Origin of the sequence: Methanobrevibacter sp. (assembly GCF_017468685.1) — an archaeon.
Taxonomy (GTDB): Archaea; Methanobacteriota; Methanobacteria; order Methanobacteriales; family Methanobacteriaceae; genus Methanocatella.
Genome location: NZ_JAFUHT010000006.1, coordinates 20,428 through 46,478 on the forward strand (window position 1 = coordinate 20,428; position 26,051 = coordinate 46,478).

The following is a 26,051-nucleotide window of genomic DNA, read 5'->3' on the forward strand; positions in this document are numbered from 1 at the left end:
TTTTTGATAACATGATTTTAAACGAGATTAAGAAAAAGTTTTATCTACATAGATGCAAGAAGGTTGCAAAAAGCTATGGTGATAACTTCAAGGTAAATGGTGAAAGTTACACTACACCAAAAACCATCTTAGGGAACAATGTTAATTTTAATGGAATGAAAATTCAAGGAAACGGCAATGTAATTATCGGGGACAATTTCCATTCAGGCATCGAATGCATGATAATAACAAGCATCCACAACTACGACAAAGGAAATGCTATACCCTATGACAATACCATAATCTCAAAAGATGTTACAATCGAGGATAACGTATGGTTGGGAAATCGCGTTACAATTCTGCCCGGAGTTAAAATTGGCGAAGGAGCAATCATTCAGGCAGGCAGTGTGATCGTAAAAGATATAGAAAAATATGGCATAGCCGGAGGACACCCTGCAAAAGTCTTTAAATACCGTGACATTGAACACTACGAAAAACTGAAAAAAGAAGGAAAATTCCATTAAACCATACTTTTAATTAAATTAATCTCTTTTTTGTCAATACCTTTTAATAAAATCAATACTGCAAAGTAAATAACAACTGAAAGTGCAACTACAATCACTATACTGACGATGCCAACAGGATTTGCAATCACCACAAAGACACCCATAATAACTGATGCAATTATTATTTTAGCGATAGACTTATAGTCAAACGGCAGGCGAGCATATTTTTTTGAATAAAACAAAGTGACTGCAAAAGCAAAGAAATAACAAAACAGTGTTGCAAGTCCCGCTCCATAAATGCCAATATAAGGCACAGCGATAACATTTAAAACAATGTTTAAAACAGCAACAGCAATCCAAATATGAGCCAAAATAGTTGTTTTTTTCTCCAAAATAATGATATTATTTACAATACCATAGATTCCCATAAACATCGCTCCCAAAGCAACCAATGGAGTAATCATATAACCACTATCTGCAATAACAGTTGTGGTCAAAATATAAAGCAAAGGTTTTGAAAGCAGACTCAAACCGACACATGCAGGAATTGTAATCAGCAAATAATATTTCAGAGAATAAGTTAAAAACGTATCCACCTTATCCATATCACCTTTTTCGTAATATTCCGGTAAAACTGCAGGAAGCAATACTGCAAATGGAGTCAAAAACATTAAAATAAGATTTCCCAACGAATACCCTGGAGAATAGCATCCTACCGCAACAGATCCAAGAAATACTCCGATAACAATCCTGTCACTTGAATCTACAATCCACGAAGACACGTTATTCGGAACTGTTGGAATAGCGAATTTCAATTCATCTTTTAAGCCCTTAAGTTTTGTAGTAAAACCCAATTCCCTGACAATTAGAATAGCCATTGCAACAAATACCAAAAAGAATCCTGACAGACGTCCTAAAACAACGACATCAATAGGCTGATGCATCCAAGTCAATATAATACTGAATACAACACCAATGTATGTTTGCAATACCAAAAATGTGGAATATACAGTGATTTGCTGAAATGTTCTGAAATAGCTCAAAAGCATCAAATCCAGGCATGCAAAAAATGCCATTACAATAACAATATACATTATCTGCATACTTCCATCAAACAAAGCAACTGCTATTTGGTTTGAAAATACCAAAAGCACCACAATCATGACAATAGTAGATGCCAAAACCAACAGCATCATGGAATAGAAAGACTGTCTGATAATCGTTTTGTCCTTTTCTGCAGCTAAAAATCTAACCATAGTATACGGAAGACCTAAATTAACAATATTCGGAACCAAAGAAACAAAAGTATTTACCTGAGACCAAACACCAAAATCCGCAGTGGAAAAACTTTTAGTAATGATTGGAATGAATATCAATCCACTAATGGATATCAGGATATTTGCAATTCCAACTACCCCAATTCTTTTAATGAACTTCACATATTCATCCATTATCAATCACACTCTTTAACAATTTCTTATCAAGATTTTTAAAAAAGAAATTTTTATCATAATATGTCGGTTTAAAACCAAGCAAATTGTTATTTAAATCATCCACATTCTCAATTTTGAAAACATACTCATTTTCAATCAAATCGTCAAGATACTCTACACCAGGAACATCTAAAATGAATGTCTTGCAATTAAACATCAAACCTTCATAAATTGCTGTTGAAAATGCACCCACCTGATAACCAGATTCAGCCAAGAGCTTATACAAAGGAATTTCACTGTTATCGATTACTGTGAAATTATCAAATTTTGAAGCCTCAACCAATTCAGGATAATTTTGTCTCCATGTTTCATACTCTCCGGGATGGAGCTTATAAATTATTCTCAAATCCTTTTGGTTTTTAGCAAATTCAAATGCCAATCCTGAAAGATACTTTCCAATGACTCCCTGAGATATAAATAATACCTGCTTATCAAATGATTCAAGGCCAATAAAATCCTTAGACTGCTTTTGAAAATATGAAAAACCAATTGGAATAATATTTTCTCTGACAATTGGAGAAGTGTCCTCATTCATCCAATAGTCACCAAAAGACAATATCTTATCCGGAAAATAAGGAATTTCACCATTCAACCTTGTTTTTTTAGGATAAGAATACCCTAAATGATAATCCGTTATTGTTCCATGCTGAAGTTCTATAACTTCAATGCCTAATGATTTGGCTGCAGCCACAATAGCATGATTTTCATAAGCCACAACGACAAAAATCATTTTAGGTTTTCTTTTTTTGAATAGCTCCACATACTTTTTGAAATCATATTGGAAATTCAGAATGTGTGTAGTCAGCATCCAGCGAATGTTAAGTTTGATGTTGAAAATTTTTTCAAGCTCGTCTTGAACTTTTAAGATAAGATCCAATTCTTTTTGGCTAAATTTCACCTTATTAAATTTCTTATGAACATATGAACCTAATTGAATTGCATCGGTGTAGCGAACATAATCCTGTTTTTGAGTATAGTGATGATTCAAATAAGGGGATTCAAGAACTTCAAATGAATAATCCTCCTTTAAAAAATCAACTAAAAAGTTACTGTAAATATCACAATATTCCCCGTTAAAAATTACTTTACGAGGATGGTCAAAAATTAAAATATCCCTAGTATATTTACCAGTGAAAGGATTCTTCAATACGGAATTTTTAAAAAAAGGCAAAAATGTCTTAACCTTATCTGCAAGAGATAATGATTTTTGCTGAGGAGCATTGAATATCTGTGTTTTTCGTGTAATGTCATAGTAAAGATGCATTCTAATCAATTGCCAAGCATAACAGCCCTGAATCTGCTGATAATTTAAATTATACTTTTCTTCAAGGTTAAAAAATGCTTCACAGATTTCACGAACACTAACACTCATTAAAACACCAATCATTCTAACATGTCAAAATCAAGCAAAGTATCTTCCAAAATATCAGTTTTAGCAGTTTTTCCGACAATATTATCAATTTCAGAAGGATATATTCCAGTTCCAGGACGTTTAAATGTTAAATCTTCCTCAGTTATTACATCCCCTTTATTGATGTTTCTTGCTGCAACGATTGACCTTCTTGCCTGACGCCTAGAAGAAGACTCGCAAATTAACGGCTGCTTGTTTTTCATCCCATTTATTTTTGATAAAAAGTGAACATTCCATTTAAACTTGATTACATCATCAGGGTCCATTGCATGGTAATGATCATTACCCTGCAAAGTCTTATCCAATGTAAAATGCTTTTCCAAAATAGTTGCACCATAATTGTAAGCAGTAGTCAAAACCGCCATGTTTTCATCAGGTTTAGTGTGGTCGGAATATCCGATTTCATAATCCGGGAAATTTTCAACCAAATCCTTAATCATTAACAGATTGGCATCCTCATATGCAGTAGGATATGACAAAACACAATGCATGATAGCAATGTCAACTGTAGAAACTTCCTCAATGGCATTTACAGCTGCTTTAATCTCATTAATTGTGGATGCACCTGTTGAAAGCAATATTGGCTTGTTTTTACTTGCAATATATTTAATGAATGGAATATTTGTCAAATCAGATGATGAAATCTTATAGATATCCATAAATTCATCCAAATAGTCTACAGACTCAAAATCAAATGGAGTAGATAAGAATTTGATTCCAATCTGTTGGCAATACTCTGCAAGTTCACGATACTCGCCAACACCAAACTTGTCAAATTTTTTAAACAATTCATATTGAGATGTGGTTGGCTCTTCTGACAGGTCCCAATAGGCAGGAGAATTTCTAGAAGCAATAGTTTCTGCCTTGTATGACTGAAACTTGACTGCATCCACACCACATTCCTTTGCCTCATCAATCATGAACTTGGCAGCGGCCATGTCAGACATTCCCTCTTTTTTAGCAATGTCATAAAAGTTAACTCCAATTTCTGCAATAAGATATGGATATTTATTGAATATTTTCATCATATTGCCCCTTTAACTCAAATTTTCTATATTCTTCACGAATTATTGACCAGATATTTTCAAAACCATCTTTCAAATCAACGGATAACATCTTTTGATTCATTTCAATTCTTAATTCGTAGTTGTTAACCAAATCAACAAATTGATCAATTATATCCTGCCTTCCAACATCTGCTCCCAATCCCATGTTTATAAAACCATTTGTGTCATTTGCAAACACGTGAGTGAGTTCCCTTTCGTTTTGACACAAACAGATTGTCGGAACACCAAGTGAGCAGACCTCATACATTGTTCTTCCTGCAGAAGTGAAAATGATATCTGCCTTAAACATGAACTCACTTATGTCGGAGACATTCTGATAAATCTGGATTGACTGATTGGATTCGTATTTATCTATCAATTCGTCCAATCCCTGATATCCCAGTCCTAAAATAACATTAATTCTACCATCATAACTGGTTGATAAAATTGAATCTATGACCTTTTCAGTAAAATTATTCGGATCAGAACCTCCAAAGGTAATCAAAATATTTGATACCTGCTGAGAAATTATTTTTTGAGGTTGGAAATAGAATTCATCTTTTAATATGTAATATTTATGGCCTGTGAAAACGTTTTTTTCACCGATTTCATGCTCGTATAATGCATCAAAAACAACATCCGCCACTTCAGTACCTGTTCCCAAATCCTCGAAATTAACGACAAAATAACCGTCATTTTTTAAGCAGGTAACGTATTCTCTAGAAGTGTTTAAAATATCGTTGATAACCATCTGTGGAGAATATTTCTTTAAAATATTCAACAAATCATCTTCCCCATCATACAATTTAAACGGATAATTGTAATTGTCAACTATATTAATTCCAAGTTCATACTGCTCATCAAGTAAGAACAGCACATCGTGAAAGACCAATTTTGAAGCAATAGACAAACATCTGTAAACATGACCTGTTCCTATTTCATTATAAGCATTTACAACAATTGCGATTTTTTTCTTTTGCAAGTAATTCTCAGCAATCCACCAATCCTCATAATTGTCAATGTCGACACTTTCCTGACGTGAAACTTCTATCAAATCAAGATTTGTCCCCAAACGTGAATCCTCATGGACAAAGTTTCTGCGTGTTGCAAGAATTGCACCGGTTTCTCTAAAGTCCTTAGGCAGGTATTGTCTGTTTTTTCTCTCAATATAATTCGGGAAGTATCTCTGATTGGTCTCATCAAATCCCCAACTCAAATGTCTGTCATCAACAACGGACAATACGCTGTCAACTGCAAAATCTTCAAATTTTTCAATTGCCCTATCCAAAGTGGATGCCTTAAGCAATGGGGAAGTCGGTTGAAGCGTGATTACAATATCATACTCATCAAATGCTAATTTTTCCTTTTGAATCATTGCATCATATACCACAGGGTCTAGCGGAACTTCATCTCCTGCCAGTTCTTCAGAACGTCTTATGACACTTGCCCCGAATTTTTCTGACAATAATGCAATTTCAGAATCATCAGTAGTTACCACAACATCATCAACATATTCAGATGATTTAGCAATATCAATAGAATAAGAAATTAATGGTTTATTATTTAATAAACGAATGTTTTTGCGAGGAATTCCTTTTGAACCCCCTCTTGCAGGAATAACTACTAAAATTTTATTATTGTTAAACATATCTATCCCTTAAAAATTACAATAAAATTTAATTAATACAATTATAATATATTTACAATATAATATTAAATCTTCGGTGTTAAAATGAATATGAAAGATATGTCAAAAAAGTTATTAGATAAAATTAACGAACTAGCCACACCAGTTAAAATAATGCACGTGTGCGGTTCACATGAACACACAATTATGGAGAATGGAATTAGAAGTCTCCTTCCAGAGGAAGTGGAAATCATTGCAGGACCAGGATGCCCTGTATGTGTAGTTCCATCACGTGAAATTGATGAAGCATTGGAATTGATTGATAAGGGAGTTACAATAACCACATTTGGAGACATGTTAAGGGTTCCGGGTTCTGAAAAATCCCTAGCAGATGCAAAAGCAGAAGGAGGAGATGTGAGAGTAGTATACGGAATCAATAGAGCTATTGAAATTGCTGAAAAAGTGGACAATGATGTTGCATTTATCTCAGCAGGATTTGAAACAACCGCTCCAACAACCGCTGCAGAACTGCTTGCAACACCTCCTGAAAACTTTTCAGTGCTTTCATGTCACAGATTAATCCCACCGGCAATCGACTTTTTAATCAACTCCGGTGAAACCAGCTTAAATGCATTAATCCAACCTGGACATGTATGTACCATAATCGGAACAAAACCATTCGAGTACTTCTCAACAGACTACGGAATTCCACAAGCAGTAGCAGGATTCAACCCATTAGACATATTAATGTCAGTCTATATGATTTTAAGACAAATTCACAATGAAACACCGAAAATCGAAAATGAATACAAAAGAGCAGTGCGCGAAGAAGGAAACACCGTAGCAGTAGACATGATGGAACAGGTCTTTGATGTGGAATCAAGAGAATGGAGAGGATTTCCAAAAATACCAAATTCAATTTTAGAAGTTAAAAAAGAATTCAGTGACTTCAATGCACGTGAAAAATATGACATTGAAGTAAAAGACGTTAACGAAGCCCCAAAAGGCTGCATCTGCGGACCTATCTTAAGAGGTCTTGCAAGACCTGAAGACTGCAAGTTATTTAGAAAAGCATGTAATCCTTTACATCCAATCGGAGCATGTATGGTAAGTAAGGAAGGAACCTGTAACATTGCGCACAGATATTCAAGGGGATAAAATGGCAATAGAAGCAATAGCAGTAGATATCGACGGAACAATAACTGACGAAAAAAGACAAATCTGCATATCAGCAATCAAAGCATTAAGAAAAGCAGAAAATGCAGGAATTCCGACAATCATAGTTACAGGAAATGTTGTCAACTACGCCTATGCAACCGAAGTACTTATAGGTTGTAGCGGAGGACTTGTTTGTGAAAATGGAGGAGTCGTTTTCAAGGAAGGTGAAAACAACAATGCCGTTGAAATAATGGTGGATAAGGACTTTGTAGCATCTGCTGAAAAACACCTGAAAGAGAAATTAGGTGAAAAATTCAACAGACATGCATCCCACGACAACATGTACCGATTAACTGAAACAGTATTCTATAAAACAATAAGCAAAGAAGAAATTGCAGAGGCACTTGAAGATTTCAAATATTTGGATGAACTTGAAATCTATGACAGTGGTTTTGCACTCCACATTACAGATAAAAGAGTCAATAAAGGAACCTCACTTAGATACCTGTGTGAAAGAAACGGCATAAACATGGAAAATGTCATGGCAATCGGAGACAGTCAAAACGATGAAGATTTTCTAAAGGAAGTAGGTTATAAAATCGCTGTTGGAAATGCAGAAGACAAATTAAAAGAAATAAGCACATATACCTGTGAAAAATACTTTGGAGACGGCGTAGCAGAGGCTATTGAAAAATTTGCTTTGTAGTGATAATATGATTTATGAAATTGCAGAAGACATTAAAAAAGCAGTTGAAAACAAATGTGACGCTTACGAGATTTATATCGATGAAAACAAAACAATTGAATTGGATTCCCTGAAAGAGGAATTGAACTTTGCAAAAGAAGAGATAGAATTAGGAGTTGGAGTCAGAGTTATTAAAGACAACAAACAGGGTTTTGCATTCACTTCAAATATGGATGAAATTGCAAAAACCGGTCTTAAAGCTATTGACAACACCAAATTAACAAAAGTGGATGAAAACTATGCTTTTGCAGAAGTTGAAAAAGTAACAGAAGTTAAAAATGTTTATGATAAGAAATTCAATGATTTGAGCCTTGATGAAGCAGTTGAATTTTTGAAAAACACAATTTCTGCTGCAAGTGACAGTGGATGTGAAGTAACAGGCTCAGGTTTTAGTGCAAGCGAAGGAAGATCATTGATTGTAAACTCAAATGATGTTTCAATTGAAAACGAAGGCACAGGATTTGGTCTGGGACTGTCTGTAACCATCCAAAAAGACGGTGAAATCGCAACTGCATACAATTCACAATCTTCAAGATTGTTTGAACTTGACGGTGAAAAGTTAGCTAATGAAGTGTGTGACTTGGCAAAAAGCTCACTTAACACAAAACCTGTTGAAACTGGAGATTATGATGTAGTTCTTGATTATTATGCTGCAACTGGACTTCTTCAAACATTCATAAGTGCTTTTAATGGAGAAAACGTGAGCAGAGGAAGATCCATCTTAAAAGATAAAATCGGAACAGAAATAGCAAATCCAACACTATCCATTATTGACAATCCATTGCTTGAAAAAGGACTCTTTACATCAAAATGTGATGATGAAGGAAGCGTTTCACAAAAAACCGATTTGATTAAAAATGGTGTTTTGAATTCATTCATCTATGACATCTACACTGCAAACTCCGAAGGCGTTAAAACAACCTCCAACGGACTTAGAGGGTCTTACCTTTCAACACCTACAATTTCACCGACAAATCTTCAGTTTGAATTCAGCGAAATGAAAGATTTATCTGAAGTTGACAGCGGCGTTTTGACCACAAGCGTTTTAGGAGCACATACTGCCAATCCGATTTCCGGAGACTTTTCAGTTGAGGCAAGCAATGCTTTTAAAATTGAAAATGGTGAGCTGACAGACCCTATTAACAAAGCAATGATTTCCGGAAACATCTTTGAAATCATGAAAAGTGTAGAAGGATTAAAGTCTGAAATAAAACAATACGGTTCCTACATCATTCCTAAATTATTAGTACACAATTTAAGAGTCGTAGGCCAATAGAAAAAAAAGAATTTTTGAGAAAAATTAGATTTTTTTCAATTTTTCTCTATATCTGTCAATTGTGTCGTGTGCAAACTCGATGTCCTTATAATCTTCAAGAGCTTCCTTATTTTCATCGAACAATTTAATTTTATCATTTAAAACCTTATCCATTTCCTTATCTAATCTTTTTAATTGATTAGAATAGGAGTATTCTGTTTTTTGTATTTGAATATTGGTTTTTCGAGCGATTCTTTTTACTTCCTCATCCAAATCAAATTCATCTTTTTTAGCCATGATATCACCTACATTTCAATGATAGGCAATTGGATTTCAGTGATGAAATCATTTTCATCATCACAGTTATGGAAACCTCTTATAAGCACTTCTTTTGGAGATCCGATAATATCATAATGATTAGCCTGCGCGATTTCAACCAATTCAGCATAAGTGTCCATTATATTATCTGTAGACCCGTAATGAGTTCCTGCCAAAACCTTGTTTTCAATCATGTCCACAACACGAATCCTTTCTGTTTCATCAGGATCATCTTTTACAGGAATGCTTACATCATAAACAACATCACCTTCGTTTACTTCATGTCTTGGTGAGAAATAAACAATAAATGGTTCACCATCAGTTTTAATATCTTCTGTATCAACCCAATCCATCAATATGGAAAAAAATACGCCAATATCTGATTTTGGAGTTTTACAATTAATAACCGCTAATTTTTGTTCTGGAATTACTTTTACTTCATAATCCATAATAACACCTACTTAAATTATAATTTTAATTGAATAAATATACTTCTACTTCTTCGCCTTCATCTACAAGTTCAACTAGTTTTGGGATTTTCACATAACCATCAGCAGTGGAAAGGGAGAATATTGCTCCAGAATCCTTGAATATAGGTTGAATATTTTCATCTTCGACTTTTACAAGCTGATATTGCATTCTTCCAACTTGTGAGTGGATTCTTTTAGTTATTCTGCCTTTGACTGTTTTAAGCTCAAAGTTCTTGTCTATTCCTGCAAGTCTTGTTAACGGTTCGGCCACAAATGCATTGAATATCATTAATGCAGATACGGGATTGCCAGGTAATCCTATTACAATTTTTCCATCGATTACTCCAACTATTGTTGGTTTCCCCGGCTGAACTGAGATTCCATGAATGTGAACTTCACCCAATTCATCAAGAACGTGCTTTAACACATCTCCAAGACCTGCGGATGTTCCTCCTGAGCAGAATAGTATATCTACTTCCTCAAGAGATTTTATGATTTTCTCTTTTACTTCATCATAGTTGTCCCTCATTACGCCCAAGAATTTTGCATCTGCACCACAGGAAACGGCATCGTTTTTAATCATTCCGCCGTTTACATCATAGATTTTTCCATATTCCAATTCCTCACCCTGAAGTGTGATTTCATTTCCGGACGAGACTATACCAACACTTGGTTTTTTATACACTTCAATGGTTTCAAAGCCCTGTGACAGCAAAACTCCAATTTTACCAGGGTTTAGGAAATCTCCTTTTTTAAGGATTAAGTTGCCTTCTTCAATGTCTGAACCCTTTTTAGCAACATCCTGAGTTGGAGTGGCAGTGGTTAACAAATTAACTTTTCCATCCAATTTTTCAGCATATTCAACCATTACAACTGCATCTGCACCTTCAGGCATTGCAGCACCAGTACTTATTTCAATGCACTTGCCGACTTCAACAATCTTATCAGTAGTTGCACCGGCTTCGAGAAAATCAATGACTTCCAAAGTATTTGGAGATTCCTCTGATGCTCCAAAACTATCTGATGAAAGAATAGCGAACCCATCCTTTAATGCCTTGTCGAATGGTGGGAAATCCATTCTTGAGTAAACATCTTCAAATAAAACTCTGCCATAAGCTTCAGTGACTAAAATCTCTTCGCTTTCGGCTTTTAAGTTCTCATCAAATAATTCTTGAATAATATCAATAGCTTCATCGCATTCCTTAATTTTTAAAAATTCAGTTCCCATAAAACTCACTTATATAAAATCCAATAAATTAATATATAATATATTAATATAAATATAAATAATTTAATCTTATAGATATATTCTATTATTTTGGAGGAGAGTATTTGTCAAGACCTAATAACAATCAACAACAAGAGTACAGAAGAGTAAGAACTCCTAAAAAAGGAGAAATACCTGGAGTAGTCGAACAAATCATGGGACACGGTAAATTAAAAGTCCGTTGTGCAGATGGAAATATTAGAATGACCAGAATCCCTGGAAAAATGAAAAAACGTATTTGGATTCGTGAAGGAGATGTAATCCTTGTAAAACCATGGGATTTCCAATCTGATGAAAAAGCAGATGTAATTTGGAGATACACAAAAACTGAGTCCAACTGGCTTGAAAGAAAAGGCTACTTAAAAATGTAGTCTCACCCACTTATTTTTTTGATTATATGGATCCTAAAGTAGCCAAAGCAGACAAAAAGCATGCAAAAATTCATTCTGAAAAAAGAAGAAAAGACAATTCCGAGAGAAAAACCGGAAATGAAATTTTTGACAAGATTACTTTAGAGACTTTATACAAATTAGCTAACCAAGGATACATTGATATTTTAAACGGTGCAATAAGTACCGGTAAAGAAGCAAACGTGCTTACAGGCATTACAGATGATGAAAAGTTCGTTGCAGTTAAAATTTACAGGATTGCAACATCTGATTTTAAAAAGATGGATTACTACCTGAAAGGCGATCCGAGATTCAACGTCAAAACCAAAAACAAAAGGAAAATCATATATTCATGGGTTACAAAGGAGTTTAAGAACTTGACCCGTCTTTATGATGCTGGAGTGACTGTTCCAAAACCTATAACAAGTGCAAACAATGTTTTACTTATAGAATTTATCGGCGATGAAGATGGAAACCCCTCACAGCCTGTTAAAAACCAGCCCCCTGAAAATCCGGATGAATTCTGGAACTTATTATTGGTTGAATTGAAAAAATTCGTTAATGAAGCAAAACTGGTTCATGGTGATTTATCCAATTATAATATCCTTAATTTAAATGAAAAACCTGTTATTATTGACGTTTCACAGTCAGTTGTTTTAGACAATCCTATTTCAAAGGAACTGCTTGAAAGAGACATTAACACACTTGTTCGTGAATACACCAAACTCGGCGTTAAAACTAGTTTTGAAGAAGTTTGGGAATATGTTAATCCCAAATTTTAAATAATTTCAGATTAAATAACTATTATTAATTCTAATTAAAGGTGATATTTATGCCCGAAACAGATTATTTAAAAATACCTCAAAACAGAGTTGGGGCTTTAATCGGAAGCAATGGTAAAGTGAAAAAATCCATTGAAAATGCAACTGGAACCATCCTTGATATTGACAGCGATGAAGGTACAGTTTACATTACACCAAGAGATGATATGGAGGATCCATTAGGGGTTTGGAATGCAAACCATATCGTAAAGGCAGTTGCACGTGGATTCAACCCGGAAGTTGCACTTAAACTTGTAAGTGATGAAATTTATCTGGAAGTTATCAGCTTGCCATTATACATTGGAAAATCCAAAAAGGCCCTTGCAAGACATAAAGGTAGAATTATTGGAAAAGACGGAAAAACACGTGAAATAATTATGGAAATGGCTGAAGTCGACATGGCAATTTATGGAAAAACCGTTTCACTCATCGGTGAAATGGACAATATCATGGTTGCAAAAGAAGCCATTGAAATGATTTTAAATGGATCCAGACACAAATCAGTCTACGGATTTTTAGAACATAAAAAAGAAACATTGAAAATGAAGGAATTCAAAGACCTTGTTGGAATTGAAGACGATAAAATCGAATTCAAGGACGGCATAGACTTTGATGAAAAAGACTTTTAGGAGTTTAATACTCCTAAAATACTAATTATTTCTGAACATACTCTAACATTCATATAGAAAGGACATTGCTTCAGGATTAACAATAATTCCTCTTTTGGCAAAAAGTTCTTTAAGTTTATATTTTCCTGTTGGAATATTAGGATTTTTAATTTTATCTTGCACTTTTTTTCTGTATTCTTGAGAAAGTAATTTAGTTTTATTATAACCAGCATCCCTTACTACAAGCACAGGTTCAAATTCATTATTATTACTCATTTATATATCTCCTAACTAATTTAATATTTATAAAATCATTATTTAAATAATCTAGTAGAAAATCACCATAAACCTTGTTAAGATTATCTAAAAACAAATAATCTTTTCAAAATTATTACAGGAATCTTCATAAACTAAATTAAAATAACCGTCAACATTTTTTCGAATTTCTGCAATTGTTTCATCATCAAAAATCATTTCATTTGACTTCAAAATCCATAATTCCTCTTGAGAAGAAATCAATTCAAATTCTTCAAATTCTAAACCTAACATCTGAAAATTTTTGCTAGATGGAGGTGAACAGAATTGTTTCGGATGATTATGAAGAGATGCAATATGCATTGTTTTTAAAAACTCCGGATATACCTCAGATTCAACTTTATCTTCAAAATCATCTGAAAAATTGCATGATATAATATTTCCTGTTTCATAATCAAACAATATCTGCATTCATATGGCAAATCAATTGTTTTTCTTCTGAACATATCAACTGTTTTGACAGCCTGTGGAGAAAATTCATCCGGAAGATCATCTTTTGTTATAGGTGAAATTTCCCAATTAATCTCAAGATGCCTGTATCGTTCATATTCTGGGTCAGTCAGTTTAACAGTAACTGGAATCAAAAAACCTCCTCGTGTATCTTTTCTGCATTCATTCATTGATCTGGCCAAATCATCCAAATGCAACTTATGTACTATTCCTTTTAATGAACTTACAAATATCATACTAATTAAATTTATATCGGGTTTTATATAAAGGTTTACTTTTAAATCAAAGCAATTTTTCAAGGTGAAAACAATTTTTCAAACTCATACAACTTTTTCTTTAATGATAATATAACAAAATATTAAGTCAAATTTTTATTATCAAAGAAATATTACACAATTAAATCAATTTTAATGACACTTTACTGTAAAAATTATATTAATACTTGAAAACTTTTATATACTGTAACAAACATATATAGATAACATAGTGCAAATACTATATTTTCTACATGTTTTTAAATTATTATTTTACCACATATTTAAACAAGCCAGATAGGGTAGGGTATGAATATTACTTTTCAAATGCTCTCTCACTTTATTTAAATATAGTCATTATAATAAAATTAAACATATTAAAAATAAGGAGGAAAAATTTTGGCCGAACAACAACAATTAGGATTGGATTGGGAAGAAGACTTTCAAAGATTAACCCCATCACAATTCTTTAGAAAGAACAAACAGATGTTAGGATTCACAGGTAAAATCCGTTCATTAACTATCGTTTTCCACGAACTGATTACAAACAGTTTTGATGCAGCAGAAGAGTCCGGAATATTACCTGACATTGACATCGAATTAAAACGTGTCGACAAGGAACATTACATCCTAAGACACAAGGATAACGGTCCAGGAATTCCTGAAGACTATGTTATGCAAGTATATTGTATGATGTTTGCAGGATCCAAATTCAGAAACATCCAATCAAGAGGACAACAAGGTTTAGGTTGTAGTGGATGTGTACTGTTATCTCAAATGACTACAGGAAAACCTGCCCGTGTAATTTCCTGTTACAAAGATGGGGACCAAATCAAAGGAGTAAAAATGAAATTCCAGATGGATGTTGAAAACAACCGCGGAATTTTAATGGAAAGAGAAGATTATCCTGCTGAAAGTACCGGAGTATGTATTGAATTACAATTTAAAGACGTATCCTACTCACTTGCAGAACAAGGTGCATTCGAGTACATCAGAAGAACTATGATTGGAAACCCTCATGCAAAAATCACTTTCAGAGACCCGTCAGGACACAAATATATCTTCAAAAGAGCTGCAGATGTTGTTCCAGTGCAACCTAAAGAAGTATTGCCACACCCAAAAGGTGTAAGTGCTGATGACTTAATGACAATGGCTAAAAACACTGACAGTAGAAGATATAAAAGCATGTTAACTTCATCAATGTCCAGAATGTCTGCAAAAAGAGTTGATGAAATTGCAGAAATGACTGGAATAGATATGAACAAACGTCCAAAAGCTATGACATTTGCCGAAGCAGAAGCTATTGTTCACTGCTTTAAGAAAATGAAATTCATGGCCCCTCCAACAGATGGACTTATACCAATCGGATCAGAACAGATTGAAAAAGGTATGAAACAAATTCTTAAACCAGAATTTGTAACAACAATCACAAGAAAACCGGTAACCTATGCTGGAGGTGTTTCATTCATTATTGAAGCAGGTCTTGCTTACGGTGGAGATTCAGGAAGAGTTGTTAATGAGAAAAGAAAATCTGAAATAATGAGGTTTGCAAACAGAGTGCCATTAACATTCGATGCAGGAAGCTGTGCAATTACAGAAGCTCTTAAAAGTATCGACTGGAAACGTTACGGTTTAAAAGATATGGACAACACTCCGTTAACATTATTTGTAAACATTATCTCAACACAGGTTCCTTACCTTTCAACAGGTAAACAAAGTGTATCACCAGAACCTGAAATCGTTCACGAAATAAGACAGGCCACCATGAAATTAGCTCGTCAATTACAAAAACACTTAAGAGCAAAAAGAGCAGCAAAAGAAAAAGAAAAACGTTCAAAAGTATTTGAAGAATACGTACCGGTAATTATTGAAGAAGCTGCTAAACTTGGTGAAACTGGTGTTCCAGAATACCATGAAGTGCTTGCAAAAGTAACTAAAAGAGCTCTTGCAGAGTTACTTGGTGAAAAAGTTGAAGAAGAAGAGGAAGAAGAAGAACTTGATGCAATCATTATGGAAGAAGTTGATGAATACGGACATGCGGTTGAAGATGGTCAATCTGCATTAGACAACTTTGAAGAAGATGATGTTGAGGACGGTTTTGAAGATTAGGTGGTTTAAATGAGTGAATCAAAAGATAAAGTACAATCACATAGAGAAGAAAGAAAAGAATACACTCTTAACAAGCTTACCGGTTTAGGTCAGGAAATTATTGAAAAAATCGAAGAGAACAAAGTTCCAAGTATCAGAGTTCCATCAAGAGGTACAGGAAACATTGTTTACGATGAAGCTAAAAGATATTATGTATTGGGAGATAGATACGGAAAAAGGTCTCTCGGTAATGTTAAACAAATCAGAAAATTAGGTCAGATGGTTTATGTAGGTAATTTCTGTAAAGATTTAGTTGCAAGAGATAAAACCGCAACCATCAGGGAAATGTATTATGTTTCCGAAGGTTGGGGAATCAGTTTTAAAACACAACAGGAATCAAACATTGTTGGGGAAGATTTGGAAGTAACTTTAGGAACACAACGTGAAGAGTTAGGTTTAATGCCTGAAGAAGACGGTGCATCAGTTTACGGAGACATTACTTTATTTGATGATGTTGAATTCAATGCTACAAAAATGGGAAAATCAGGTTATACCATATCACCTACCATTGACCAAGTTGACATCGTAGACTACAATGTAGATAAAGTATTAGCTGTGGAAACCATGGGAATGTTCCACAGGTTAGTTCAAGAGAATGCTCACAAAAGATTCAACTGTCTGATTGTAGGACTTAAAGGACAGGCAGCTCGTGCTACAAGAAGATTCATTAAAAGAATGAATGAAGAAAAAGGATTACCAGTTTACATTTGTAACGACGGAGACCCTTGGGGATTCCACATTGCACAGGTAATTATTTCCGGAAGTGCAAAATTAGCTCACGTTAATGACCAGCTTGCTACTCCTGATGCTAAGTTCATTGGAGTAACAGCATCAGACATTATCAATTATGATTTACCAACTGATAAATTGAAAGATGTTGACGTCATGAGACTTAAAGAGCTTTCCAAAGACCCAAGGTATAAAGATGAATTCTGGCAAACCGAAATTAAAAAGATGCTTAAGATTGGTAAGAAAGCAGAACAGCAATCTTTCTCCAAATATGGGCTTGAATACGTAGTAGACGAATATTTCCCTGCTAAATTTGAAGAAATGGAAAATCAAGCATAGTCTTGATATTTTCCTCCTTATTTTTTTATTTTTTTAAAATGTTTTTATGATAACATTTATATACTAAAAATTTCATATACCCCTATAGGTATAGGTTGTGTTATTTTGAAAGAATGTATGGATAGTGAAAATTTACACAGAAGAATTAAAAAAATCATCGGACAATTAAATGCCATTGATCGTATGATTGATGAAGATATTCCCAGCGAACAGATTTTAATGCATGTCAATGCATCCAAATCAGCATTACATAAGGTCGGACACATTATAGTTGAAGGTCACCTCGAACATTGTGTTAAACAAGCTATTGAAGATAATGATTCAGATGAGGCAATCGGAGATCTTTCATCAATTTTAGAATACTACTCCAGACTTTAATTTTTTTTAAAATAACCTTATACCCTATGGGGTATACCTATACTATTGGGGCTGTTTAATATGAAATTTACAAGAGACGAAAAAATAGATATTTTATGCATAACTATCTCCTCAATAAGTTTAATTGCAAGTTTCGCACTATCTCTCGATTATATTGCTTGGATTGCAGTTATACTTTGTGGAGTACCAATAATTAAAGGATGCATAGAAGCATGGATTACAGAATTTGATATAAAGGCAGATTTACTTGTATCAATGGCAATCATTGCATCCCTTCTGATTGGTGAAGTATTTGCTGCAGGAGAAATTGCAACAATCATGGCGATTGGAGGATTTTTAGAAGAGTACACTGTATCAAAAACCCAAGGAAGAATTGAAGAACTTGTAAATATGACACCACAGGTTGCAACAAGAATTAAAAAGGGTAAAGAGGAACAAATATCTGTCGAAAATGTACAAGTCGGAGATATCTTAAAAGTACTGCCTGGTGAAAGTATTCCAACAGACGGAATAATTATAAATGGCGAAACTTCAATCGACCAGTCAACATTAACCGGAGAATCAGTACCTGTTGATAAAAAAGAATCAGATGAAGTGTTTAGTGGAACCGTTAACCTTTACGGATCATTTACAATGAAAACCACCAAAGTAAGTGATGACAGTTCCCTTCAAAAGTTAATCAGATTAGTTGAATCATCAGCACCTGAAAATGCAAAAATTGTCAGACAAGCAGATAAATGGGCATCATTGATTGTTGTAATTGCATTTACTGCAGCAGTACTAACCTATTTATTCACATTTGAAATTGCAAGGTCAGTTACTATACTTGTAGTATTCTGCCCCTGCGCATTGGTACTTGCAACACCTACCGCAATCATGGCCGCAATCGGAAACCTGACAAGATACGGCATTTTAGTAAAAGATGGTGAATCCATCGAAGAGTTAGCTCACATTGATGAAATAGTATTTGATAAAACCGGAACATTAACATACGGAACACCAGAAGTAGTTGATGTAATTTCTGAAAATCAAAAAGAAATGTTGTATCTGGTTTCATCCCTTGAATCAAAATCCGAACATCCATTAGCAAAGGCAATTGTCAAATATTATAATAAAGATAATTTAGCTGAAGTCACCGACTTTAAGATGCATATGGGAAACGGTGTAAGTGGAACCATAAATGACTCTGAAATACTTGCTGGAAATAAAAATCTCTTAAAACAAAAAGACATTATGTTAAATTATGATAATCCAGCAAAAAATAATGAAATTGAAATTTATGTAGCAAAAGACAGAGAAGTTATTGGAAAAATATTGCTTGCAGATACATTACGTGAAAACTCAAAGGAAACAATTAAACAGCTTAAACGCTTAAGAGTTAGAACAACACTACTTACAGGAGATAATAAAACTACTGCAAATGCAATAGCAAAAGAAGTTAAGGTCAGAAACGTGAAATCAAACTGTCTGCCTGAAGATAAAACAAATTACATCAAACAGGAACAGATTAAAGGAAACAAGGTTGCGATGATTGGAGATGGAGTAAATGATGCACCTTCCCTTAAAAAAGCCAATGTTGGAATTGCAATGGGAAGCATTGGAAGCGATGTCAGTGTTGAAGCTGCAAACATTGCTTTGACTAATGACAACATTGAGCATATCCCCCACTTAATTGGAATGGCCAGAAAAACCATTAAAACAATCAATATCAGTATCGCATTTGCATTAGCCGTAAATTTCATTGCAATGGCAATGGCAATATTAGGGCTTTTAGGACCAATAGCCGGTGCATTAATCCACAATATCGGATCAGTTATAGTAATCATTTATTCATATACTCTTGTCAACTACAAGATATCAAAAAAAGACTGCCGAAAATCAAAAAAATTAGGCATGACTAAAAGTTTAAATAAACCAACAACATAATATTAACTATCAAAAATAAGGTGATTTATTATGGCTGAAAAAGAAATCAAAGTAGTGGGTATGCACTGCAACTCATGTGTAAACGCTGTAGAATTATGTTTAAAAGACGTTGACGGAATTGAAGATGCTAAAGCTGATTTAGATACAGGCATCACAAAACTTACATTATCCGGCGACGTAAGCGATGCTGACATTAACGAAGCTGTTGAAGAAGCAGGCTTCAAAGTAGAATAATTCTACACCCCTTCTTTTTTTACTATTTTTTTCAATTTTCAAATATCAAATTATAAATAACTTAAAAAATAAATTTTAACCCATATAATAACTTTTTTAAATTATTATAAATTAAAAGGGATTAAAATGAAAACTGTTGCAATTAATGGTTATGGAACCATCGGTAAAAGAGTGGCTGATGCTGTAGCTGCTCAAGATGATATGAAAGTAATTGGTGTAAGTAAAACTAGACCAAACTACGAAGCAAGAACTGCTGTTGAAGAAAAAGGATATCCTTTATACATTGGAATTCCTGAAAGAGAACAATTATTCAAAGATGCAGGAATTGAAATTGCAGGAACCGTTGAAGACATGATTCAGGAAGCAGATGTTGTAGTTGACTGTACTCCTGGAAGCATCGGACCGCAAAACCTTGAAATGTATAAAAAAGCTGGAGTTAAAGCAATTTATCAAGGTGGAGAAGACCATGAGCTAACAGGTCTTTCATTTAACGCTATATCCAATTATGATGACTCATACGGAGCAGACTACACCCGTGTAGTTTCATGTAACACTACCGGGCTAACCCGTACATTATCAACTATTGATCCAATAGCAGACATTAAAAAAGTACGTGCAGTAATGGTTAGAAGAGGATCAGACCCATCTGAAATCAAGAAAGGACCAATCAACGCTATTGTTCCAAATCCTCCAAAAGTACCATCTCACCACGGCCCTGACGTAAAAACCGTAATGAACGGCATTGACGTGACCACAATGGCATTGCTCGTACCAACTACATTAATGCACCAACACAACATTATGGTTGAAATCAACAACGATGTTGAAACCGAAGAGATTGTTGAAGCATTGGAAAAACGTTCAAGAGTAATTGTTGTTTCTGCAGAAGAAGGATTAGGTTCAACTGCTGAATTGATGGAATATGCTAAAGAACTTGGAAGAAACAGAAATGACTTGTATGAAATTCCGGTTTGGAGAGAATCCATCAATGTTGTGGGAAATGAACTGTTCTACATGCAGGCAGTGCATCAGGAATCTGACGTAATTCCAGAAAACATTGATGCTATTCGTGCACTTCTTGAAATGGAAAGTGACAACGAAAAATCAATTGCAAAAACCAACAAAGCTATGGGAATATTCTAAATTCCCTCTTTTTTACTATTTTTTAATGATTTTAATGAAACATAAAGTACTTTTTGGACCAGCAGGCAGCCCAATTAATTATAAAGGTGCAGCATATAAGGCTCCAAAATATATTTCTGAAGAAGGTCTTGACTCCTATGAATACCAATCTCCATATGGAGTTAGAATTGGGGAGAAAGCTGCAACTACCCTAAAAGATGAATCTGAAAAGCATGACATTTTAGTGTCAATGCATGCACCATATTACATTAACCTGTGTGCTAAAGAGGAATCAAAACTTGACAAAAGTATCGGTCATTTGATTGCAGCAGCCCGTGCAGGAGAATGGATGGGAGCATATCGTTTAGTGTTCCACCCAGGAGCATACTTAAACAGGAAACCTGAAAAGGCAATGGAAATTTCTAAAAATACAGTCAACAGATTATTTGAAGAGCTTGAAGCGGAAGGAATTGAAGAGTTTACATTTGCTCCTGAAACCACAGGAAAGAGAACACAACTCGGAAATGTGGGAGAAGTTGTTGAGCTATGTGCAACATTTGACCATTTTGAACCTACAATTGATTTTGCACATGTTCATGCCCGTGGAAGAGGCTTCCTAAATAAAAAAGAGGATTACAATTGTATCTTTTCAACTATTGAAGACAATTTAGACATTGATATTCTGCATTGCCACTTTACAACCATTGAATATGGTAAGGGCGGTGAAGTTAAACATCATGTCTTATCTGAAAGCGACGAATACGGTCCTCAAATTGAGGATTTGTTAAGCGTTTTAATTGATAACGGTTGGAGTGCGAATATTATCTGTGAAACTCCATTAAGGGACGAGGATTCACTGAGAATGAAAAAAATATATGAAGAAATGATTTAATAGTCTTTAACGGAATCTATCAAATCATCCATATCCTTAAAAAGACTATTTATATCATCATCTTCATTATTGGAACTTAACTGAATCACCAGTTCATTGATTAATTCTTCCATTTTATCAACGAAAATGTTTAAAGTGATGATTTTGCTTTTAAGCTCCCTTTCAATGATTTCATTGTTTCCATCATCCAATTCAATCATTTTACGAGTGACAGCCAACTGATTGTCAAACAAACCGTTGGACTTTTTGATTGTCTGAGTGAATTTCTGATAAGACATATGAGTTGGATCAAAAAGCTTTTCAACCAATTCAATAGCTCTAGACTGTTTAATATTATACATTTGAGCTATTTTTTCAACATCATCAACATATTTAGATGGCTGTTGAATTGGCTGTGGCTCAGGGTCATGATAAACTTCATTACCGCATTGAGAACAAAAGTGTTGATTTGGAACTAATTTTGCACCACAATAAATGCAAAAATGATTATGATTATCTTCAGACATAACTATACCTTAAAAACTCATTTAATTAAAAATTTTACTCTTCTATATATTTTAAAAAACTTCTTCCCTTTTCAGTTAATTGATAATACCTATACTTGCGTTTATGCTCATTAACACATACAGCAAGGCCTCTATCTTTGAACTCTCTTAAAATTTTGGATACATGAAACACTCTATCATCCACATCATTTGATATTTGCGTAGGTGTTTTATTTTCATCTTTCAGAGAAATTAATATTTTACGCCTATAAGGAGAAACTTTAAGAAAGGATAGCAAATTCAATGTTTCTTCATCCATAATAATACTTCCCAATATACTATTTGAACTACTCAACTTATAGAAGTTGAAGATTCATAAGTTTATAATATTTTGTCGGTTATTTGATATTAATCTTATGATATTTTCCCTCATCCAAATGTTCGGACAATATAACATTTTAATGTTTTTTAACTTGCAAATAATAGAAAAAAGTTTTTATTGATATTGTCATTACAATCAAGTATTTATGGCATTGAATCTATTTAACGTCCATCTGAAAGCATTTAAAATGAAATATCCCTTTTGCAATTCATCCCTAACTTATGGAAGCAAGTATTTAAATAAAAAATATTTTAAATTCAACAATTCATCACCTCTTAAACCAACCGGTTCAATCAACAAGTATTTAAATAATCAAAACTAATGTTTCAATGTATATAAAACCTATGGAGGTGATTATTTTGAAAAGTGACAATAAACAATTGGAAATAAAAACAACCAATACGAAACCCTCAAAAATTGAAAACGAAAATAAAGATTATGCTGAATTAGTTGTAATCAAACCTGTTGGTTATCCATTTGATTTTGCATTAATGGATGAAAATATTGAGATTACAAACACTAACCTATTTGAAGAATATGCACGTGAACAATGGTTGGGTCTGGTTGTATGTGAAAAATCACATTTGTTTGACCAAAAAATAATCCCTGATTATGGTTTTGAAATTGTAACTGCAAAACCAAACAATTCAATAATTTCTGACAATACCCGAATTAAAATTATAACAGATGAAATTAACAAAAATCAAGAAACTAATGTTAAATCAAACATCACAATGGCAGATATTGTTGGCCAAGATAATGCTAAATCCAAAGTGAAAGTAATAAGTAAATTTTTAGAAAATCCGGAAAGCTTTGGCCCTTGGGCTCCTAAAAACATTTTGTTTTATGGCCTTCCAGGTACTGGTAAAACAATGCTTGTCAAAGCTTTATCAAACGAGCTTGATACACAATTGTTTCTAATCAAGGCAACATCATTAATCGGAGAGCATGTTGGAGATTCATCATCCAAAATTCATGACTTATACAAAAAGGCATCGGAAAATGCACCATCAATAATATTCATCGATGAGATTGATGCCATTGCCCTTCACAGATCATTTCAATCATTAAGAGGAGATGTGTCTGAAATTGTTAACTCCCTTTTAACTGAAATGGATGGGATTGATGAAAACCAATCAGTAATAACTATTGGTGCAACAAATAATCCGAGCAGCCTAGATTTGGCTGTGAGAAGCAGATTTGAAGAAGAAATTGAATTTAAATTACCTAACGAAGAAGAAAGATTGCAAATTTTAGAAAATAATCTAAAAACAATGCCATTAGAACATGCCTTGGATTTAAAAAGAATAGTGAAGATTACCAAAGGACTGTCCGGCAGAGACATAAAAGAAAAAATCTTAAAAACTGCACTTCACAATGCAATATCAAATGATGATGAAATAATCACCATGAATCATATTGATTATGCATTAAAATCAAGTAAAACTAAAAATACTGAAGTTAAAGGAATGTTTGAATAAAATTATTCCTTAAAATTAAATATATACTCAGCTGCATCAAGAATTTCTTTTTTATCATGCCTTGCAGCTGTCTTTAAATTTTTTGAAATGTCATGAAATATCTTATTTACCAAAGAATTTGTCAAATTATTCAATATTTTTGCACTGCCATCTACATCAGACAACTTAACAGTTGCTTTTTGAGTTTCACGTTGTCTTATATTTTCCATAGATGCTCTTAAATTACCAAGCATCTCGTCAAGTTCCATTATTTTAATCGATTCTTTGAGTAAAATGAACTCTTCATTGATGATATTTTCTGCTTCACCAAATTCCTTAATACGAAGATTAGTATTTTCATCAGCAATTTCACGTAAATCATCAATATTAAAAGATTTAACCCCTAATTCACTAACATCATCAGAAATATCCCTAGGATTAGCAATATCAACCATCATCACATTTTCATAATCCATATCAATATCTAAAAGACGTTTTTTATTAATGATAGGGTGAGGAGCACTAGTTGCACTAATTACCAAATCAGCAGTAGCCAGATACTTCTCCAATTCTTTAAACATTATAGCTTGACCACCTAAATCCTCAGCCAATTCAACCGCAACATAATAAGTCCTATTAGCTACAAAAATAGCATTCAAATCTTTTTCCGCCAGAGCTTTTGCAACCAACCTTCCCATTTTTCCAGCACCAATAACTAAAACAGACTTATTATCCAAGCATCCAATATGCTTTTCAGCAAGATCAATTGCAGCAGAACCTATAGAAACTGAACCCTTATTGATGTTTGTCTTGTTTCTAACAACCTGGCCAACATGAATTGCTTTTGTAAAAATAATATCTAGGAATTTTCCACAATGATGATTTTTTGAAGCCTTATGCTTAGCATCCTTAACCTGACCTAAAATCTGATCTTCACCAACAATCATGGATTCCAAACCAGAAGTCATCCTAAGCAAATGCATCACTGCAGACTGACCATAATCAATAATAATATTCTGATTTTCATGAGACAACAGCTCATCGTCCTCATGAATATACTCATTATTGATATAATACTCTTTACGGTTACAAGTTGAAATTTCAATATATTCCACAATTGAATACTTTTCCTGCAATTTAACAAACAGATCATCAATTTCAACTGCAATATTTTCCATTGATTGAATATCCGCTATTTTATGGTCAACTCTTAAATTAAGTATCAATTTAATCCCCTTATTAAATTATCAATATGATTTTTTGCCTCGTCAAATTCCCCGTCCTTAATAAACTGATTGACAGATTCATCCCCCAATATCTGATAAAGATATTTTCTGCGCTCCTTTTGGTCGGCCAAAACCTCTTTAAGTTTACTTCTGGCATAATCCTGAAGCTCTATTTCCATTATATCCTCATCAGTAATTATTGATTGAATTTTTTTTCTTAACTGGCGTGCCATCAATGGACTTTTGCCATTTGTAAAAATAGATATTTCAATATCACCTATGCTAAAACTGGTCGGAACGATAATCTCTCCCTCATAGGGGAAATCAGCCCGATTTATGAGTTTACCATCAGCAATACTGCAAACATAATCAGACAACTCTTTATCCCCACTGGCAACAACAACCAAATCTGCCCATTCAACAAGTTCATCGACATCATCAGTCAAACAGAGTTCAGCACCTTTTTTCTTCAAATCTGAAGAAATACTGCTTCCTGCCAATTTGACATTGGCTCCATGGTCCAAAAATTTGTTTGCCCGCCTTGTTGCAACTTCACCAGTGCCTAAAATAAAAACATTTAAATCAGATGTTTTAAGATAAATAGAAGTCCAATCCATT

The 26,051-nt window shown here is 33.8% G+C and carries 30 protein-coding genes; 16 read left to right on the forward strand and 14 right to left on the reverse strand.

Translation table 11 applies throughout. The features are described from left to right. The first annotated feature begins 11 nt into the window (after nucleotides 1-11). Nucleotides 12-503: a DapH/DapD/GlmU-related protein gene (locus IJ258_RS00825; RefSeq protein ID WP_292801680.1), complete on the forward strand. Its 492-nt coding sequence runs from the start codon at nucleotides 12-14 to the stop codon at nucleotides 501-503. Here IJ258_RS00825 and IJ258_RS00830 read toward each other — a convergent pair. From IJ258_RS00830 to IJ258_RS00845, 4 genes are read right to left on the reverse strand one after another with little or no spacing between them, the layout of a single operon-like run. Next, a complete protein-coding gene (locus IJ258_RS00830; protein WP_292801682.1) occupies nucleotides 500-1,936 on the reverse strand; it encodes a flippase in 1,437 nt (478 codons plus the stop codon). The genes IJ258_RS00825 and IJ258_RS00830 overlap by 4 nt on opposite strands. Further along, complete coding sequence (locus tag IJ258_RS00835; RefSeq protein WP_292801684.1) at nucleotides 1,929-3,350, reverse strand: sialyltransferase; 1,422 nt, start codon at nucleotides 3,348-3,350, stop codon at nucleotides 1,929-1,931. Before IJ258_RS00835 ends, IJ258_RS00830 begins: the two co-directional genes overlap by 8 nt. Before the next feature lie 11 nt (nucleotides 3,351-3,361). Continuing rightward, entirely contained in the window at nucleotides 3,362-4,417 is a 1,056-nt protein-coding gene (locus IJ258_RS00840; protein WP_292801686.1) for an N-acetylneuraminate synthase family protein, read from the reverse strand. Further along, complete coding sequence (locus IJ258_RS00845; protein WP_292801688.1) at nucleotides 4,398-6,083, reverse strand: cytidylyltransferase domain-containing protein; 1,686 nt, start codon at nucleotides 6,081-6,083, stop codon at nucleotides 4,398-4,400. The genes IJ258_RS00840 and IJ258_RS00845 overlap by 20 nt, the downstream gene beginning before the upstream one ends. 90 nt (nucleotides 6,084-6,173) lie before the next feature. Between IJ258_RS00845 and hypD the strand changes: the two genes are divergently transcribed. The 3 genes from hypD to IJ258_RS00860 are packed head-to-tail and all read left to right on the forward strand — an operon-like array spanning nucleotide 6,174 to nucleotide 9,241. Beyond that, the gene (gene hypD, locus IJ258_RS00850; RefSeq protein WP_292801787.1) at nucleotides 6,174-7,220 is read left to right on the forward strand and encodes a hydrogenase formation protein HypD; all 1,047 of its coding nucleotides are present in this window, start codon (nucleotides 6,174-6,176) and stop codon (nucleotides 7,218-7,220) included. Between the two features lies 1 nt (nucleotide 7,221). Continuing rightward, the gene (locus IJ258_RS00855; protein WP_292801690.1) at nucleotides 7,222-7,926 is read left to right on the forward strand and encodes a phosphoglycolate phosphatase; all 705 of its coding nucleotides are present in this window, start codon (nucleotides 7,222-7,224) and stop codon (nucleotides 7,924-7,926) included. Nucleotides 7,927-7,933: 7 nt separating this feature from the next. Then, a complete protein-coding gene (locus IJ258_RS00860) occupies nucleotides 7,934-9,241 on the forward strand; it encodes a TldD/PmbA family protein (RefSeq protein ID WP_292801692.1) in 1,308 nt (435 codons plus the stop codon). A gap of 24 nt (nucleotides 9,242-9,265) precedes the next feature. On the opposite strand, the gene IJ258_RS00865 is transcribed toward IJ258_RS00860, so the two are convergent. Genes IJ258_RS00865 through glp form a run of 3 tightly spaced genes read right to left on the reverse strand, consistent with a single transcriptional unit; the run spans nucleotide 9,266 to nucleotide 11,236 of the window. Further along, complete coding sequence (locus IJ258_RS00865) at nucleotides 9,266-9,517, reverse strand: hypothetical protein (RefSeq protein ID WP_292801694.1); 252 nt, start codon at nucleotides 9,515-9,517, stop codon at nucleotides 9,266-9,268. Between the two features lie 8 nt (nucleotides 9,518-9,525). Continuing rightward, complete coding sequence (locus tag IJ258_RS00870; protein ID WP_292801696.1) at nucleotides 9,526-9,987, reverse strand: GyrI-like domain-containing protein; 462 nt, start codon at nucleotides 9,985-9,987, stop codon at nucleotides 9,526-9,528. Between the two features lie 25 nt (nucleotides 9,988-10,012). Continuing rightward, the gene (gene glp / locus IJ258_RS00875; RefSeq protein WP_292801698.1) at nucleotides 10,013-11,236 is read right to left on the reverse strand and encodes a gephyrin-like molybdotransferase Glp; all 1,224 of its coding nucleotides are present in this window, start codon (nucleotides 11,234-11,236) and stop codon (nucleotides 10,013-10,015) included. A gap of 104 nt (nucleotides 11,237-11,340) precedes the next feature. Between glp and eif1A the strand changes: the two genes are divergently transcribed. From eif1A to IJ258_RS00890, 3 genes are read left to right on the forward strand one after another with little or no spacing between them, the layout of a single operon-like run. Beyond that, nucleotides 11,341-11,646: a translation initiation factor eIF-1A gene (gene eif1A / locus IJ258_RS00880; protein WP_292801700.1), complete on the forward strand. Its 306-nt coding sequence runs from the start codon at nucleotides 11,341-11,343 to the stop codon at nucleotides 11,644-11,646. A 26-nt stretch (nucleotides 11,647-11,672) separates the two neighbouring features. Beyond that, nucleotides 11,673-12,446, forward strand: a complete 774-nt coding sequence (locus IJ258_RS00885; RefSeq protein ID WP_292801702.1) for a serine protein kinase RIO — start codon at nucleotides 11,673-11,675, stop codon at nucleotides 12,444-12,446. A gap of 50 nt (nucleotides 12,447-12,496) precedes the next feature. Continuing rightward, the gene (locus tag IJ258_RS00890) at nucleotides 12,497-13,114 is read left to right on the forward strand and encodes a KH domain-containing protein (protein ID WP_292801704.1); all 618 of its coding nucleotides are present in this window, start codon (nucleotides 12,497-12,499) and stop codon (nucleotides 13,112-13,114) included. A gap of 42 nt (nucleotides 13,115-13,156) precedes the next feature. Here the strand turns inward: IJ258_RS00890 and IJ258_RS00895 are convergent, their stop codons facing one another. The 3 genes from IJ258_RS00895 to IJ258_RS00905 all read right to left on the reverse strand — a co-directional run bounded on the left by IJ258_RS00895 (nucleotide 13,157) and on the right by IJ258_RS00905 (nucleotide 14,094). Further along, on the reverse strand, nucleotides 13,157-13,369 hold the full coding sequence (locus IJ258_RS00895) for a hypothetical protein (protein ID WP_292801706.1): 213 nt from the start codon (nucleotides 13,367-13,369) through the stop codon (nucleotides 13,157-13,159). Between the two features lie 87 nt (nucleotides 13,370-13,456). Further along, nucleotides 13,457-13,711, reverse strand: a complete 255-nt coding sequence (locus IJ258_RS00900; protein WP_292801708.1) for a hypothetical protein — start codon at nucleotides 13,709-13,711, stop codon at nucleotides 13,457-13,459. 5 nt (nucleotides 13,712-13,716) lie between these two features. Then, nucleotides 13,717-14,094, reverse strand: coding sequence for a hypothetical protein (locus tag IJ258_RS00905; protein WP_292801710.1), 378 nt, complete (start codon nucleotides 14,092-14,094; stop codon nucleotides 13,717-13,719). Between the two features lie 417 nt (nucleotides 14,095-14,511). Here IJ258_RS00905 and top6B point away from each other — a divergent pair, with 417 nt between their 5' ends. The 7 genes from top6B (at nucleotide 14,512) to IJ258_RS00940 (ending at nucleotide 21,880) form a co-directional block, all read left to right on the forward strand. Then, the gene (gene top6B / locus IJ258_RS00910; protein WP_292801712.1) at nucleotides 14,512-16,221 is read left to right on the forward strand and encodes a DNA topoisomerase VI subunit B; all 1,710 of its coding nucleotides are present in this window, start codon (nucleotides 14,512-14,514) and stop codon (nucleotides 16,219-16,221) included. 9 nt (nucleotides 16,222-16,230) lie between these two features. Beyond that, nucleotides 16,231-17,328: a DNA topoisomerase IV subunit A gene (locus IJ258_RS00915; protein ID WP_292801714.1), complete on the forward strand. Its 1,098-nt coding sequence runs from the start codon at nucleotides 16,231-16,233 to the stop codon at nucleotides 17,326-17,328. 105 nt (nucleotides 17,329-17,433) lie between these two features. Continuing rightward, the gene (locus IJ258_RS00920) at nucleotides 17,434-17,706 is read left to right on the forward strand and encodes a metal-sensing transcriptional repressor (protein WP_292801716.1); all 273 of its coding nucleotides are present in this window, start codon (nucleotides 17,434-17,436) and stop codon (nucleotides 17,704-17,706) included. Between the two features lie 60 nt (nucleotides 17,707-17,766). Beyond that, a complete protein-coding gene (locus IJ258_RS00925; RefSeq protein ID WP_292801718.1) occupies nucleotides 17,767-19,632 on the forward strand; it encodes a cation-translocating P-type ATPase in 1,866 nt (621 codons plus the stop codon). 30 nt (nucleotides 19,633-19,662) lie between these two features. Continuing rightward, nucleotides 19,663-19,866, forward strand: a complete 204-nt coding sequence (locus IJ258_RS00930; protein ID WP_292801720.1) for a heavy-metal-associated domain-containing protein — start codon at nucleotides 19,663-19,665, stop codon at nucleotides 19,864-19,866. A 126-nt stretch (nucleotides 19,867-19,992) separates the two neighbouring features. Next, complete coding sequence (locus tag IJ258_RS00935) at nucleotides 19,993-21,009, forward strand: phosphorylating glyceraldehyde-3-phosphate dehydrogenase (protein WP_292801722.1); 1,017 nt, start codon at nucleotides 19,993-19,995, stop codon at nucleotides 21,007-21,009. Nucleotides 21,010-21,043: 34 nt separating this feature from the next. Next, nucleotides 21,044-21,880: a TIM barrel protein gene (locus tag IJ258_RS00940; RefSeq protein WP_292801724.1), complete on the forward strand. Its 837-nt coding sequence runs from the start codon at nucleotides 21,044-21,046 to the stop codon at nucleotides 21,878-21,880. On the opposite strand, the gene IJ258_RS00945 is transcribed toward IJ258_RS00940, so the two are convergent. Beyond that, entirely contained in the window at nucleotides 21,877-22,386 is a 510-nt protein-coding gene (locus IJ258_RS00945; RefSeq protein WP_292801726.1) for a zinc ribbon domain-containing protein, read from the reverse strand. The genes IJ258_RS00940 and IJ258_RS00945 overlap by 4 nt on opposite strands. Nucleotides 22,387-22,420: 34 nt before the next feature. Next, the gene (locus IJ258_RS00950; protein WP_292801728.1) at nucleotides 22,421-22,684 is read right to left on the reverse strand and encodes a winged helix-turn-helix domain-containing protein; all 264 of its coding nucleotides are present in this window, start codon (nucleotides 22,682-22,684) and stop codon (nucleotides 22,421-22,423) included. A 208-nt stretch (nucleotides 22,685-22,892) separates the two neighbouring features. On the opposite strand from IJ258_RS00950, the gene IJ258_RS00955 reads away from it, so the two are divergent. Both IJ258_RS00955 and IJ258_RS00960 read left to right on the forward strand, forming a co-directional pair. Then, nucleotides 22,893-23,069: a hypothetical protein gene (locus tag IJ258_RS00955; RefSeq protein ID WP_292801730.1), complete on the forward strand. Its 177-nt coding sequence runs from the start codon at nucleotides 22,893-22,895 to the stop codon at nucleotides 23,067-23,069. Between the two features lie 37 nt (nucleotides 23,070-23,106). Further along, on the forward strand, nucleotides 23,107-24,228 hold the full coding sequence (locus IJ258_RS00960; RefSeq protein ID WP_366514552.1) for an AAA family ATPase: 1,122 nt from the start codon (nucleotides 23,107-23,109) through the stop codon (nucleotides 24,226-24,228). Between the two features lie 2 nt (nucleotides 24,229-24,230). Here the strand turns inward: IJ258_RS00960 and hemA are convergent, their stop codons facing one another. Further along, nucleotides 24,231-25,433 (reverse strand): glutamyl-tRNA reductase, encoded by a 1,203-nt coding sequence (hemA, locus tag IJ258_RS00965; RefSeq protein ID WP_292801734.1) that lies wholly within the window; start codon nucleotides 25,431-25,433, stop codon nucleotides 24,231-24,233. Beyond that, nucleotides 25,430-26,050, reverse strand: coding sequence for a bifunctional precorrin-2 dehydrogenase/sirohydrochlorin ferrochelatase (locus IJ258_RS00970; protein ID WP_292801736.1), 621 nt, complete (start codon nucleotides 26,048-26,050; stop codon nucleotides 25,430-25,432). Before IJ258_RS00970 ends, hemA begins: the two co-directional genes overlap by 4 nt. Nucleotide 26,051 lies beyond the last annotated feature (1 nt).

What these genes read in the sequence shown, in the direction of transcription:
- hypD (WP_292801787.1), top strand. Translation starts at nt 6,174, where the DNA reads ATGAAAGATATGTCAAAAAAGTTATTAGATAAAATTAACGAACTAGCC.
- IJ258_RS00860 (WP_292801692.1), top strand. Translation starts at nt 7,934, where the DNA reads ATGATTTATGAAATTGCAGAAGACATTAAAAAAGCAGTTGAAAACAAA.
- IJ258_RS00840 (WP_292801686.1), bottom strand. Translation starts at nt 4,417, where the DNA reads ATGATGAAAATATTCAATAAATATCCATATCTTATTGCAGAAATTGGA.
- IJ258_RS00845 (WP_292801688.1), bottom strand. Translation starts at nt 6,083, where the DNA reads ATGTTTAACAATAATAAAATTTTAGTAGTTATTCCTGCAAGAGGGGGT.
- IJ258_RS00955 (WP_292801730.1), top strand. Translation starts at nt 22,893, where the DNA reads ATGGCATTGAATCTATTTAACGTCCATCTGAAAGCATTTAAAATGAAA.
- IJ258_RS00950 (WP_292801728.1), bottom strand. Translation starts at nt 22,684, where the DNA reads ATGGATGAAGAAACATTGAATTTGCTATCCTTTCTTAAAGTTTCTCCT.
- IJ258_RS00825 (WP_292801680.1), top strand. Translation starts at nt 12, where the DNA reads ATGATTTTAAACGAGATTAAGAAAAAGTTTTATCTACATAGATGCAAG.
- glp (WP_292801698.1), bottom strand. Translation starts at nt 11,236, where the DNA reads ATGGGAACTGAATTTTTAAAAATTAAGGAATGCGATGAAGCTATTGAT.
- IJ258_RS00915 (WP_292801714.1), top strand. Translation starts at nt 16,231, where the DNA reads ATGAGTGAATCAAAAGATAAAGTACAATCACATAGAGAAGAAAGAAAA.
- IJ258_RS00865 (WP_292801694.1), bottom strand. Translation starts at nt 9,517, where the DNA reads ATGGCTAAAAAAGATGAATTTGATTTGGATGAGGAAGTAAAAAGAATC.
- IJ258_RS00900 (WP_292801708.1), bottom strand. Translation starts at nt 13,711, where the DNA reads ATGCATATTGCATCTCTTCATAATCATCCGAAACAATTCTGTTCACCT.
- IJ258_RS00935 (WP_292801722.1), top strand. Translation starts at nt 19,993, where the DNA reads ATGAAAACTGTTGCAATTAATGGTTATGGAACCATCGGTAAAAGAGTG.
- IJ258_RS00925 (WP_292801718.1), top strand. Translation starts at nt 17,767, where the DNA reads ATGAAATTTACAAGAGACGAAAAAATAGATATTTTATGCATAACTATC.
- IJ258_RS00835 (WP_292801684.1), bottom strand. Translation starts at nt 3,350, where the DNA reads ATGAGTGTTAGTGTTCGTGAAATCTGTGAAGCATTTTTTAACCTTGAA.
- IJ258_RS00855 (WP_292801690.1), top strand. Translation starts at nt 7,222, where the DNA reads ATGGCAATAGAAGCAATAGCAGTAGATATCGACGGAACAATAACTGAC.
- IJ258_RS00930 (WP_292801720.1), top strand. Translation starts at nt 19,663, where the DNA reads ATGGCTGAAAAAGAAATCAAAGTAGTGGGTATGCACTGCAACTCATGT.
- IJ258_RS00870 (WP_292801696.1), bottom strand. Translation starts at nt 9,987, where the DNA reads ATGGATTATGAAGTAAAAGTAATTCCAGAACAAAAATTAGCGGTTATT.
- IJ258_RS00970 (WP_292801736.1), bottom strand. Translation starts at nt 26,050, where the DNA reads ATGGATTGGACTTCTATTTATCTTAAAACATCTGATTTAAATGTTTTT.
- IJ258_RS00945 (WP_292801726.1), bottom strand. Translation starts at nt 22,386, where the DNA reads ATGTCTGAAGATAATCATAATCATTTTTGCATTTATTGTGGTGCAAAA.
- IJ258_RS00885 (WP_292801702.1), top strand. Translation starts at nt 11,673, where the DNA reads ATGGATCCTAAAGTAGCCAAAGCAGACAAAAAGCATGCAAAAATTCAT.
- IJ258_RS00890 (WP_292801704.1), top strand. Translation starts at nt 12,497, where the DNA reads ATGCCCGAAACAGATTATTTAAAAATACCTCAAAACAGAGTTGGGGCT.
- IJ258_RS00940 (WP_292801724.1), top strand. Translation starts at nt 21,044, where the DNA reads ATGAAACATAAAGTACTTTTTGGACCAGCAGGCAGCCCAATTAATTAT.
- IJ258_RS00905 (WP_292801710.1), bottom strand. Translation starts at nt 14,094, where the DNA reads ATGATATTTGTAAGTTCATTAAAAGGAATAGTACATAAGTTGCATTTG.
- IJ258_RS00830 (WP_292801682.1), bottom strand. Translation starts at nt 1,936, where the DNA reads ATGGATGAATATGTGAAGTTCATTAAAAGAATTGGGGTAGTTGGAATT.
- IJ258_RS00895 (WP_292801706.1), bottom strand. Translation starts at nt 13,369, where the DNA reads ATGAGTAATAATAATGAATTTGAACCTGTGCTTGTAGTAAGGGATGCT.